The following is a 12396-nucleotide window of genomic DNA, read 5'->3' as shown; positions in this document are numbered from 1 at the left end:
CTTTTAAGAGTATAAGCCACCGTTAATATTAATCACCTCACCGGTGATATAGGAAGACTTATCAGATGCTAAAAAACTTACGAGATCTGCAACCTCATCGACATCACCAAAACGGTTAACCGGGATGTGCTTTTTAAGTCCATCCTCGTCAAAATCAATGGTCATATCAGACTTGATAAATCCCGGTGCGACAGCATTCACGGTAACCTTTCTTTTACCAATTTCCTGTGCGAGGGCCTTGGTAGCAGAGATCATTGCTCCCTTGGCTGCAGAGTAGTTCACCTGACCGGGATTTCCTTTTAATCCGGAAAGGGAGACCATATTGATGATCCTGCCATACCTGCTCCTCAGCATGTCTTTTAAAACTGCCTGGGTAACATTATAAAAACCTCGAACGCTAGTATCCATGACTGTGTCCCAGGCCTCCGTATTCGTCCAGATAAAAAGTCCGTCTTTAGTAATACCGGCATTATTCACCAATATTTCAATTTTGTCTTCTGGATGACTGGCTTTCCATGTGGCAATTGCCGATTGAACAGCTGCATCATCTGAAACATTAAATTTCAACAAATCACACTGAACGCCATATTTCTCTATCTCTTGCTTTGTTAATTCTGCCGCTTCTGTATTGGAATGATAGTTAAGTAAAATATTATAGTTCAGGTCTGCAGCAAGTTTCAGGCAAACTGCCTTCCCTATTCCTCGTGAACCTCCTGTAATTAAAGCATATTTCATTCTTAGTAAGCTTCTCTATTTCTTATGAATTCTTTGAGCTCCTTTAACTCTTTATATAAAGTACGATCCTTCCCGATAGCCGGCATTATTTTCCTTAGATCGTCTAGCCTGGCCTTAGTGGCAGACGAAAGTTTTTCATCAAAATCAAAACAATACAAGGCTTGAATAATGGTAGCTAATTCTGTAGCCAGAATTTCAAAAGTATTGTTTATCACTTTGCGCGTCATATGGGCAGAATTAGCTCCCATGCTTACAATATCCTGGTTATCATTGTTATTTGGAATACTATGAACATACATGGAATTGGAGAGCATTTGATTTTCCGCAGTAGTTGAAACAGCGGTGAATTGTGCGCCCTGCATTCCAAAGTTCAAACCGGGTTTCCCAAGATTTACAAAGGGTGGAAGAATTTCATTCAGTTTAGCATTCAATAAATAGTTTAGTTGCCTTTCAGCCAACATAGAGGTTTTGGTGATAGCTAAACGAAGTTTATCCATTTCCAGTGAAATATAATCACCATGGAAATTTCCGCCATGATACACATGTTCTGTATCTACATCTATAATAGGATTGTCGTTGGCAGAATTTACCTCTTCGATCAAAATTTTTAAAGCATTATCTACAGTATCTGAAACAGGTCCCAGTATCTGTGGAACACACCTTAAGCTATAATATTCCTGTACTTTTTCTTTAAAAAATGTATTCTTATCTGCTCCGTCGCTGTAAAGATGATCATTCCTGTCCCTGGTAAGTCCTGAATCTGATAGATGAGCACGCATTTGTCTGGCAATTTTCTGTTGACCACGATGCATTTTGGAAGAGTTCAATTCCTCAGAAAGATGATCATCATAAGCCTGTACTATTTCATTGATAACAGAACTACAGAATACCGACCAGTTTAATAATCTCTTTGAATAAATGAGATTTACGATACCAATACCTGTCATAGCCGATGTACCATTCATCACCGCCAGACCTTCTCTTATCTTTATCTCTGCAGGCTTTATATTTATTTCTTTGAAAACAGAATGAGTTGATCTTCTCTTCCCATTATATAATACTTCACCCTCGCCGATAAGTACCAATGCCAGATGAGCCAGCTGAACAAGGTCTCCGGAAGCACCTACACCGCCGTGTTCATAAATAACCGGAGTTATTTCATTGTTAATCATATAACTTAAAACATCTGCGACAGATCTGTGAATACCAGATTTTCCCAGGCATAAAGTATTTAATCGCGCCAGCATTAATGCTTTTACATCGATTGAATTCATCAATTCTCCGGCACCGGCAGCGTGACTTCTAATAAGGTTTAATTGAAGTTCAATCTTGTCTTCATCATTTATCTTATACTGGGCCATGGGGCCAAAACCGGTATTTACACCGTAAATGATTTTATTGAGGGAGAATTCTTTTAGAAATTCGAAACTTTTTTCAAGTCGGTTTTTAGACTTTTCACCCAGCACCACTTTCTCATTATTAAATAGTACTTGGTAGAAATCTTCAAAATTAAGGGCACTGTCTAAATTCAGCATATACCGTTTCTGCTAGTAAATATAGGTTTGAAAATGCTTTGCAAGCATAGACAAATGTAGCATAATTAATAGAAAACTATGCCTCCAGCCCGTTTTGAAAATATCATTTTGATTCCGGTACTAAGCAATACAATTAGCCAACTCAAATTTGCTCCCACTGGAAATATTATAAGAAATGACATTTGAATTATTTTATTCAATCAATCCTTAGCGAATAGTTCTGCCCAAACATAATGAAACTTAATTTTTTAAATCAGTTTACCGTTCAATCCAGGCATTCTATTTAAGTTTGTGATAACCTCAAATGCATCAAATGAAAAAGGATTATCGGGATATTGTAATTATAGGTGCCGGTCCTTCCGGTAGTGTTGCCGCAGGATATCTGCAGCAGCAAGATGCTTCTGTTTTGATTCTCGAAAACAAAAAGTTTCCCAGGTTTTCGATTGGCGAGAGCCTCATTCCAAGATGCATGGATAATTTTGAGGAAGCCGGTTTTTTGAATACTCTTAAATCTCAGGGTTATCAGAAAAAGTATGGCGCCAGATTTATAAAGCAGAATGAAATTGCTTCTTTTGATTTTAGCAAGAAATACGGTGAGGGATGGAATTGGACCTGGCAGGTACCCCGTGCTGAATTTGATAAATCTCTTACAGATGACCTGGCTGCCAGGGGTGTGGAAATTCGCTTCGAAACTAAAGTTGAGTCGGTAATTTACATTGATGGAATTTGGAAAATAGAAACAGTAGATATTGAAGGTAAAAAGAATGAAGTATCCTGTAAATTCATAATAGATTCAAGCGGAAACGGGCGAGTCCTGGCAAAACATCTGGATCTTGAAGCTCCACCAAAAATATATGATCACTCTTCTATTTTCACACATATAAAAGAAACTTCCAGGCCAAAAGGTTTTGAGGGGGAACAAATCAGTTTCGAGATTATAAATCGTGAAACCTGGTTTTGGTATATTCCTTTTTCAAATGGTATATCAAGCTTAGGCTTTGTAGGCCCAGATTCATGGTTTGATCAATTTAGTACTGATAATTCTCAGGCTTTCCTGGAAATGCTGAAGCAAACCGAATTTTACCAGGGCAGGTTTGATGACTATCCACATAAATTTGTTCCCGGAAAAATTAAAAATATATCTAAAAATGTTAAGTATAAGTATGGTAAAGGGTTTGCCTTAACCGGGAATTCTGCTGAATTTTTAGATCCGGTCTTTTCAAGCGGGGTGGCTTTTGCCACAGAATCTGGTTTACTGGCAGCAAAGCTTGCCTGGAGGGAAATTAATGGTGAAACTATTGATTGGGAGAATAATTATGCGAAATATATACAGCGGGGTGTTGATGTTTTTTCTACTTATGTGAAAGAATGGTACTCTGGTAAATTACAGGATATATTTTTTCATCCAGAACCAAACCCTATGGTGCGTGAGCAGATCTGTGCCGTACTCGCCGGGTATGTCTGGAACAGGAAGAATCCATTTGTTCGCAACCATGCCAGGGCGGTCAAAAATCTTTACAAAATAATTCACGAGGTTAAAATAAACTAATTATTACAAAACAGGATAGATTGGTAAATAAATCATTTAATCCCATCTTGGCTTAGCTAAAAACGATTTTTTGATTAAAATTAGGCGTAATCTATTTTACTGAGGTTAAGTTCATTGAAAACAGATTCAGTTTTTATTGCGAAAAGAATAGCAAAAAAGGTCCAAAAGGCTTGGATGGTTTGTAAGTAAAAGTTACATTTGCAACCGCAAAAATACTTGCGATGTTCTTAAAAAACGGAGAGGTGGCAGAGTGGTAATGCAGCAGCCTGCTAAGCTGTCATCCTTCTTGGATGCCCGGGTTCGAATCCCGGTCTCTCCGCAAAGTTTTTAGTCTGTGGGTTTTATTCTCTCTTTCAGCCAGAAAGATCAGGATAAATCCCCTCCGCTTCCCGGCTGCTTTTTAAAAGCAATTTGGATCGGACATGGCTAAAAATAATTTTTTCGGGGTGTAGCGTAGCCCGGTTATCGCGCCTGCTTTGGGAGCAGGAGGCCGCAGGTTCGAATCCTGCCACCCCGACCATATAAATCCAATCACACAACGTGGTTGGATTTTTTTTTGGAGAAAATCGATGTTTTATTCTGATGGGACACAAACAAAATAGACAGATGGCAACGCCCGATTGGATTTTATTGAGAAACAACCCCAAACTCAGGATCACCGACCAAAAGGAGGTAATCACGCCAACCCTACAAAAGCCTTGCATTATTTCATTTGAGGTTTTTTATTTCTAAAAAAAATGTGCAGGTTCTCCCGATGCTTCGGGACTGCCACCCCGACCATAAAAATCCAATCAGACAACGTGGTTGGATTTTTTTTTGGAGAAAATCGATGTTTTATTCTGATGGGACACAAACAAAATAGACAGATGGTAACGGCCGATTGGATTTTAATGAGGAACAATCCTTATCTCAGGACCACCGATCAAAAGGAGGTAATCATGCCAACCCTACAAAAGCCTTACATTTTTTCATGTTAGGCTTTTTTAATGTCCTATACTGAAAATCATAAACGACAGTAGCTATAGTCATCCTCTGTTCTTCGTAATTTCTCCCCGCTTCAGATTATTGATTTATTCTTCTTAAGTGTAAGTTCATAACGCTTCTAATTAATAGGATTTTTTACCTCATTAACTTCATTATTAACCCAATTAAATATAATAGTAGTCTTTTTGACTAGTACGGTTTCCAAATCATTTTCAAACCAATCTTTTTATATATATTTCCGACTTATATCCTCTTTGTAAATACAGCAGTTAGATCGAAGCTGGAGGAAAAGCCGTAAATTTGAACACTAAACTATCTGCTATGTCTACACCAAACAACCAGGAGGTTCTTAAGCGTAATAATGTATCTGTAAAAGGTAAAGGTAATCGACCAATAATTTTCGCCCATGGATATGGTTGCGATCAGAATATGTGGAGATATGTTTTTCCAGCGTTTCTGGATGATTATAAGGTGATTCTATTTGATCATGTGGGTGCAGGTAACTCTGAAGAGTCTTATTACAATAAAGAAAAATATGATAGTTTACAGGGCTATGCAGATGATATTCTTGAAATATGCCATGCCCTGGATTTAAAGGATGTAATCCTAGTAGGCCATTCGGTTAGTGCTATGATCGCGGTACTTGCGGCCAACTCTAATCCCGCTATATTTTCCAATATCATTATGGTTGGGCCCTCTCCATGTTATATAAATAATAATGGCTATAAAGGCGGTTTTGAGCAGGAAGATATTGAGCAACTAATAGAAGCTCTTGAAAGTAATTACCTTGGCTGGGCATCGCAAATGGCACCGGTAATTATGGGAAATGAAGAGAAACCAGAGTTAGGTGAGGAACTAACCAACAGCTTTTGCCGCACTAATCCTGAAATCGCAAAACATTTTGCGAGGGTAACGTTTTATGGTGATAACCGGGATGATTTAAAAAAATTGAAAACTCCTACGCTCATCATTCAGTGCCAGCAAGATGTTATCGCACCCCTGGAAGTAGGTGAATACGTTTACAATAATACTGAGAACAGTAGTTTTAGAATAATAAATGCCACCGGGCATTGTCCCAATCTGAGCGCTCCAGAGGCTACCATAGAGGCGATCAAGACTTATTTAGAGGAGGCTGATTAATGGAGAATATAGAAAAAAATAGCAATTTAAAAGTACATGAATCTGCAGAGGAGTTGTACCATGAAGCTCCCTGCGGTTATATATCATTCACGAATACGGGAATTATATACAACTTAAATGCTACTCTTTTAAACTGGCTTGGTTACAAACGCGAAGAAATCATAGATGTGGTAAAAGTTCAGGATCTTTTTACAATTGGCGGAAAAATCTTTTTTGAAACACACTTTTTCCCATTAATTAGAATTCAGGGTTTCGCTAATGAGATCAATTTTGAGATCAGAAAGAAAGACAGGACTACATTTCCAGCCCTCATCAATGTTAAAGAAATTAAAGGTAGTACGATAGAAAACAATATATATCTGGCCACCATATTTGATATTGCAGACAGGAAGAAATATGAACAGGAGTTACTAAAATCTAAACAAAGAGCAGAAAAAGCTACCAGGGCTAAGGCAGATTTTCTGGCTACTATAAGTCATGAGATCAGGACTCCATTAAATGCCATATTAGGAATAGGAAATTTATTAAGTAATACTTCCCTTAATGCCAGGCAGCGTGAATACACAGAAATCTTAAAAATTTCATCAGGGAATCTCTTAAGCCTTGTTAATAACCTGTTAGACCTTAGTAAGCTCGAGGCGCAACAAATGAAGTTGGAGAAAAAGTCCTTTTCCATACAAACTCTTATTGATAGTCTGATTCATACTTTTGAATTAAAATGTAAGGAAAAAGGGGTTGAGCTTTCTGCAGAACTGGACAGCGATATCCCAGACTATGTTACCGGTGATCCAATAAAATTGAATCAGGTACTTACCAATCTCATTGGCAATGCCATTAAGTTTACCAGTGAAGGTTATATCAGACTTGTTGTCCATTTAATGGAAATTGATAGTAATTATATCGATCTTGAATTTCGGGTCATCGACACAGGCATTGGAATTCCTAAAGATAAATTAGACACTATTTTTCAGGAATTTTCCCAGGCCAGCTATGATACAAATCTGGAAATTGGAGGAACCGGTTTAGGTTTAAGTATAAGCCAGAAACTTCTGGAGCTCCATGATAGTAAGATTAGTGTTAAAAGTCAAACCGGGATAGGTTCAGAATTTAGTTTTCAAATTCAATATAAGGTCTATGATTCTGCCAATGCTAAAGCCAGACAAATATTTGAACATTTAGATAGCGATGACCTGGATTCAGTTAGAGTGCTGGTGGTAGAAGATAATCCTGTAAACATTTTTATCATTTCTGAATACCTTAAGGAATGGCAAATAAAATTTGATACAGCGAGGAATGGAAAGAAAGCTATAGAGGCAGTTAAATCAACAAAATATAACGTGATCCTTATGGATCTCAATATGCCTATTCTCAATGGTTTCGATGCGGCGCTTGAAATCAGGAATCTTAAACTAAAAGATCAACCGGCCATCCTGGCCTTATCTGCTACAAGCAGGGAAAATGTACAGTCGCAACTTGACCGGGTTGGCATTAATGATTTTATAAGCAAACCGTTTGGTCCCGACGATCTGTATAAGGTTCTTTCTCATTATATAAAGACTCGCCCAAACATGCCGATCACGATTCGGTCTGAAGAGGAATTGCAGGATTCAGCTGATCTAGCCTGCAATAACACAGCCTCTAGTGAAAAATCTTTCGACCTATCCCGTTTTGTGAAAATGACCCTGAACAAACCGGAATTTTTGAGAAAATTTGTGCTGAATACAGCAGAATCCTTTAAAGATTATCTGAATGATTTCAGAATTGCCACAGATCAAAAAAAACCGGATGGAATTGCAGATCTCATACATAAAAGCACGATGTCTGTATATTATATTCAGTCAAATAAAATAGTTGAACTTTTACGGGAGTGCCAGGAATTACTTGAGAATAAGGATTGTGACCAGGCAGATCTACAAATCAAAATCAATAAAACTGAAGAAGAGTTCAAAAGAATTATTGATGGCTTAAACGAAACCGATTTTGACGTTTTAATACCCAGTGATAATTCTGACCATAAATAAAGCCCCTGAAGAAAATTTCAGGGGCTTATTAATTTATTAATTCAAAATTACCTTAGGCTGGCGACACTAATAGCCGGGTGTTTAGCTTTGATAAACATATACACCCCGTATCCTACAAAACCAATTGCTACAATTCCCAGTACAATAGATCCAAATTCATTTTGAATGTAACTGAAAGCATCGGTTTGAGTACTAACTTTACTTCCACTGGCTAAACCAGATTGAAGGGTTAAGTAAGCCATAAGTCCTATTACTGCTCCCCTTGAGGTATGCCCGAATTTACCGGCATTTATCAATAGTTTCTGCTCTTTTTCATCCATCCCTGCCTCCTCTACTTCTTCACGGAATTTATTGGAATAAGCCCTGTACAAATCATAAATAGCTTTGATGGCCATACCAATCCCAATGATTATTGCAATAGTATCGCCATTTGAACCAGACATTAACGATCCCATCATGGATCCCGAGCTACCAGAATTACTGCCAAAGGCTAATTTGAAAGCATAAAAAGCAAATCCACCATAGATTATACCACTAATAAAATATGCAATTCTTTTACCGTAACCCTTGGCATCGTCATCCAATCCCTTTGGATTAGCAAATACCTGGTACATTCTCCAGAAGACGTAACCTAAAAGTCCTATACCTAATATGGCTAATAAGATCTGGCCATAAGATTGCTGGGCGAGGTATTGCATTGCGCCCTTACCACCTGTTTGCTCCCCACCCTGACCGAAAGCTGCCAAAGCTGTTAGAACACCAATCAAACAATAAACTGCTCCCTTAGCGGCCATACCAAATCGTGCAAAATTTTCCTTTTTATTACTCATTTGAAGATTTTTTGGTTAATTAATCAGATTAAAGTTATAGGAAATTGATTTTCTGACTAAATTTTTAGAAAAACTTTATAGTAACTTTAGCTAAATACGGAGATTATGTCAATTCTTTTGCAGCCCTCGTGATAAGTGGTTTAAGGAATTAAACTAAATGACATATGCTTTGGGTAACTCTTTGCGCTAAAAAGCTGGAACGGAGTTTTATTGTGAGTAGGAACAAATATATTAGCCAATACACACGGAGGGCAATATTGATTAAATTGGAAAATATAATTTTTTATCCATAGAATAGAGAAATATCTGAACGGATAATGATGGTATGTAATCCAATAAAACCAGATTTTTAATCCAGTATCGTTATGAAAATTATAAGAAGAATGCTAATGACAAAAATCACAAATTTCACCTGATCTTCCCTTTTTGTCTGAGAATCCATAAATATCAATTTTTAATAATTCAATATTTTGATCTGGAGTAAAATGTAGGGAATCATAGTTTCGTGTAGACTGACACTCAACTATTTATATGCTAAATATACATTTTTTCTAAAAAAAAGCTTAAAACTTTTCAATGAATTTTTGATGATCTTTTAGCCATCTATTTAGTTTCTTCTTCTTTTTCGAAGAAACCCGTTTATCGGTAGATAAAACGAACCAATCATTTTCATCCTCGGAAAAATAATAACTTCTGGTCCTCGAAAATATGACTGAACCAAATAATTTTATAGGATGCAATGCCTTGATATGATAGTTTTCGCCAGATTTAGAAATAGTAACTAGTTGCATTTTGAAGGAATAACAATAGGTTTAATTTTTCGTAATAAGAAGATAATTTAGCATAGCCTAAAAACTGCGACCTTAAATAAAATTTATTAGTACCTGGTTCAAAGGTAGGTCAATAGAAAACTCAATACCTTTAAAATAGAGTTAAGGTTTTTGGGATATATTGTTTTAGTACATTATAAATTCTAGCCTTAATCGTTTTTTTAATATTTATTTTCCAGCCATCCCAATACTGTTAATTCTTAAAATTTCCTTAATTAAATACAATAGGTTTTTTAGCTTTACGTTCCCCTAAGGAAATAATCATATCTCCAACCCTATGAGAAGATTGAAAACTATAATTGTTCTTTTATCGCTTTGCATATCCATTTCCTGCGATACAGACAGGGATGATATTGAACTTTCTGAAGCTGAAGCCCGGGAACTTAATTTAATTGTACAACAAGGAGAGTGGAAAATTAGCAATTACACCTTAAACAGTGCCGATATTACTGCTAATTATGTGGATTATGTTTTTCATTTTGAGGATGAAAATAGTCTACTTGCCATTTCTGCAGCAGAGGAAGTTGCCGGAACCTGGAGAATTAATAATGATTCCGGAGATGAATTCGACTCTTATAATGATGTGGATTTTCAAATATTTTTCAGTTCGGCAGGAAAACTTGGTGAGCTTACCAACAATTATGATGTAATTTCTGCCACCAGGGATGAAATTCGGTTGAACCTTGGTGCCAATACCACCGGTACAACGGCCAATCTCGTTTTGATTAAGAATTAACTCACTTCTTTTATAATTTTCTCTGTCGCGTTTTCCTTAAATTCGTGATTCAATTAGAATTCAATGGGATTATATCATGCAAAAGAAGATCGTTATGATCTAATGCAGTATCGCCGATGTGGAAAAAGCGGCATTTTATTGCCACTTCTTTCTTTAGGTCTATGGCACAATTTTGGAGATCATGACGATTTTGACAATGCCAGAGAAATTCTTCAAACTGCATTCAATAACGGGATCACCCATTTTGACCTAGCGAATAATTATGGACCGCCCTATGGTTCAGCTGAAACAAATTTTGGCAAAATTTTTCAGCAGGATTTTAAAAATTACCGGGATGAGTTGATAATTTCTACGAAAGCCGGTTGGGATATGTGGCCCGGGCCTTACGGTAATTTTGGATCAAGAAAATATCTCATTGCCAGTCTTGACCAATCCCTGAAAAGAATGGGATTAGATTATGTGGATATATTTTATCATCATCGTCCCGATCCAAACACACCTTTAGAAGAGACAATGGGAGCTTTAGATCATATTGTGCGGCAGGGAAAGGCACTTTATGTAGGAATATCACAATATAATGCAGAAGATACGGCAAAAGCCGCCAAAATACTCAAAGAACTGGGAACGCCTCTGCTTATTCATCAGCCAAGATATAATTTAATGGACCGCTGGGTAGAGAATGGTTTACTGGATACAATTGAGGAAACAGGTGTGGGAAGCATAGCTTTTTCTCCTTTGGAACAAGGTATACTTACTTCAAAATACCTTCATGGAATTCCAGAAGGTTCCAGGGCGTCCAGGCAGGGAAGTTATCTGGACAGAACCCAGATTACAAATGAGGTAGTGCAACAGATAAAGGAATTGAATGAAATAGCAATTTCCAGGGACCAGAGTCTGGCACAAATGGCCGTAGCCTGGCTTTTAAAGGATTCCCGGGTTACCTCGGTTCTCGTAGGTGTAAGCAAAGTTTCTCAACTTAAAGACAACCTTGATGCTTTAAAGATTATTGAATTCTCTACAGAAGAATTGAATAAAATCGATTCTATTTTAAACTATTAAAGCCTATTTTATATAAACCTCGAGTAATTCCGCTTTTATAGCCTCTATTTGAACATATTCTGCCGCAGCCGGGATTAAAAGCGTCTGGCCTTTTTCGATCGTTTCAGAATAATTTCCAATAGAAATTTTAGCACCGCCATCAACACACATATAGATCACGAAAGAATCCAGGCTGGAATAGTCTTTGGTCAGACTTCCCTGGACTGGTAAAAAGTTTGTAGTAAAGTATTCACACGAAGCGATCTCTGCAGAAGAATTGGTATTATTCTCATAATTGAGTTGATAATCATCTTTCTTTTCAAAATCAATGGCATCCAGAGCAAGAGATGTATGTAGCTCCCTGCCCTGTCCATTTTCATTCACTCTGTCCCAATCATAGATCCTATAGGTAATATCTGAGGTTTGCTGAATTTCAGCTAACAAAACACCTCCTCCAATAGCGTGAACCTTACCGGTATTAATAAAAACGGAATCCCCTTTTTGTACTTCTTCGAAATTCAGTAATTCAACGATCTTACCCTTCTCCAGATATTCAAGATATTCTTCCTGGCTTACATTCCTTTTGAAACCAATATTTAACTTAGAGCCTTTATCGGCCTGCATAACGTACCACATTTCGGTCTTTCCAAAAGAATTATGGCGCTTTTCGGCAAGTTCATCATCTGGATGTAACTGGACAGAAAGATCTGTTTTAGCATCTATGAATTTTATCAATAGTGGAAAATCATTTCCGAAATCACTATAAATTTTATTCCCCATCAATAGTCCCTTATACTCTTTAATAAGGTCGACCAGCGTTTTACCATTTTCTGCACCATTTTCTACGACCGAAATATTTCCCTGAACACCAGAAATTTCCCAGCTCTCGCCAATATTTGTTTTATCGGTTTCTTTAGAAAGTATTTCCCTGAGTTTATTTCCTCCCCAGATTTTTTCCTGTAAAATTGGTTTGAATTTGATGGGATATATGATCATCT

The 12396-nt window shown here is 37.1% G+C and carries 9 protein-coding genes and 2 tRNA genes; 7 read left to right on the top strand and 4 right to left on the bottom strand.

Annotated elements, in window-relative coordinates; translation table 11 throughout:
• Positions 1–3 precede the first annotated feature (3 nt).
• Both flxB and flxA read right to left on the bottom strand, forming a co-directional pair.
• Entirely contained in the window at positions 4–735 is a 732-nt protein-coding gene (gene flxB, locus FGM01_RS00590) for a flexirubin biosynthesis SDR family reductase FlxB (protein WP_143409182.1), read from the bottom strand.
• A 2-nt stretch (positions 736–737) separates the two neighbouring features.
• Positions 738–2270: a flexirubin biosynthesis tyrosine ammonia-lyase FlxA gene (flxA, locus tag FGM01_RS00585; protein WP_143409181.1), complete on the bottom strand. Its 1533-nt coding sequence runs from the start codon at positions 2268–2270 to the stop codon at positions 738–740.
• 313 nt (positions 2271–2583) lie between these two features.
• Here flxA and FGM01_RS00580 point away from each other — a divergent pair, with 313 nt between their 5' ends.
• The 5 genes from FGM01_RS00580 to FGM01_RS00560 all read left to right on the top strand — a co-directional run bounded on the left by FGM01_RS00580 (position 2584) and on the right by FGM01_RS00560 (position 7964).
• A complete protein-coding gene (locus FGM01_RS00580; RefSeq protein ID WP_143409180.1) occupies positions 2584–3819 on the top strand; it encodes an NAD(P)/FAD-dependent oxidoreductase in 1236 nt (411 codons plus the stop codon).
• Between the two features lie 236 nt (positions 3820–4055).
• Positions 4056–4138: transfer RNA gene (locus tag FGM01_RS00575), tRNA-Ser, on the top strand.
• 123 nt (positions 4139–4261) lie between these two features.
• Positions 4262–4339 (top strand) — tRNA-Pro (locus FGM01_RS00570).
• Between the two features lie 785 nt (positions 4340–5124).
• Complete coding sequence (locus tag FGM01_RS00565; RefSeq protein WP_143409179.1) at positions 5125–5943, top strand: alpha/beta fold hydrolase; 819 nt, start codon at positions 5125–5127, stop codon at positions 5941–5943.
• A complete protein-coding gene (locus FGM01_RS00560; protein WP_143409178.1) occupies positions 5943–7964 on the top strand; it encodes a PAS domain-containing hybrid sensor histidine kinase/response regulator in 2022 nt (673 codons plus the stop codon). The genes FGM01_RS00565 and FGM01_RS00560 overlap by 1 nt, the downstream gene beginning before the upstream one ends.
• A gap of 47 nt (positions 7965–8011) precedes the next feature.
• On the opposite strand, the gene FGM01_RS00555 is transcribed toward FGM01_RS00560, so the two are convergent.
• Positions 8012–8794 carry a DUF1206 domain-containing protein gene (locus tag FGM01_RS00555; RefSeq protein WP_143409177.1) on the bottom strand — a complete coding sequence of 261 codons (783 nt, stop codon included), beginning with the start codon at positions 8792–8794 and terminating at the stop codon, positions 8012–8014.
• Between the two features lie 1107 nt (positions 8795–9901).
• Between FGM01_RS00555 and FGM01_RS00550 the strand changes: the two genes are divergently transcribed.
• Both FGM01_RS00550 and mgrA read left to right on the top strand, forming a co-directional pair.
• Positions 9902–10360, top strand: a complete 459-nt coding sequence (locus FGM01_RS00550; RefSeq protein WP_143409176.1) for a hypothetical protein — start codon at positions 9902–9904, stop codon at positions 10358–10360.
• A 63-nt stretch (positions 10361–10423) separates the two neighbouring features.
• On the top strand, positions 10424–11419 hold the full coding sequence (gene mgrA, locus FGM01_RS00545; protein WP_143409175.1) for an L-glyceraldehyde 3-phosphate reductase: 996 nt from the start codon (positions 10424–10426) through the stop codon (positions 11417–11419).
• Positions 11420–11422: 3 nt separating this feature from the next.
• On the opposite strand, the gene FGM01_RS00540 is transcribed toward mgrA, so the two are convergent.
• Positions 11423–12394, bottom strand: coding sequence for a type I phosphomannose isomerase catalytic subunit (locus tag FGM01_RS00540; RefSeq protein WP_208012698.1), 972 nt, complete (start codon positions 12392–12394; stop codon positions 11423–11425).
• Positions 12395–12396 lie beyond the last annotated feature (2 nt).

The organism is Christiangramia sabulilitoris, from assembly GCF_007050985.1.
Lineage (GTDB): Bacteria > Bacteroidota > Bacteroidia > Flavobacteriales > Flavobacteriaceae > Christiangramia > Christiangramia sabulilitoris.
The sequence above is the reverse complement of the archived record's forward strand: the minus strand, read 5'-3'. Positions and strand labels throughout refer to the sequence as shown.

Bases quoted from the DNA above. Each gene is read 5' to 3' on its own strand.
- flxB (WP_143409182.1), bottom strand. From the start codon at position 735: ATGAAATATGCTTTAATTACAGGAGGTTCACGAGGAATAGGGAAGGCA.
- flxA (WP_143409181.1), bottom strand. From the start codon at position 2,270: ATGCTGAATTTAGACAGTGCCCTTAATTTTGAAGATTTCTACCAAGTA.
- FGM01_RS00580 (WP_143409180.1), top strand. From the start codon at position 2,584: ATGAAAAAGGATTATCGGGATATTGTAATTATAGGTGCCGGTCCTTCC.
- FGM01_RS00565 (WP_143409179.1), top strand. From the start codon at position 5,125: ATGTCTACACCAAACAACCAGGAGGTTCTTAAGCGTAATAATGTATCT.
- FGM01_RS00560 (WP_143409178.1), top strand. From the start codon at position 5,943: ATGGAGAATATAGAAAAAAATAGCAATTTAAAAGTACATGAATCTGCA.
- FGM01_RS00555 (WP_143409177.1), bottom strand. From the start codon at position 8,794: ATGAGTAATAAAAAGGAAAATTTTGCACGATTTGGTATGGCCGCTAAG.
- FGM01_RS00550 (WP_143409176.1), top strand. From the start codon at position 9,902: ATGAGAAGATTGAAAACTATAATTGTTCTTTTATCGCTTTGCATATCC.
- mgrA (WP_143409175.1), top strand. From the start codon at position 10,424: ATGGGATTATATCATGCAAAAGAAGATCGTTATGATCTAATGCAGTAT.
- FGM01_RS00540 (WP_208012698.1), bottom strand. From the start codon at position 12,394: ATGATCATATATCCCATCAAATTCAAACCAATTTTACAGGAAAAAATC.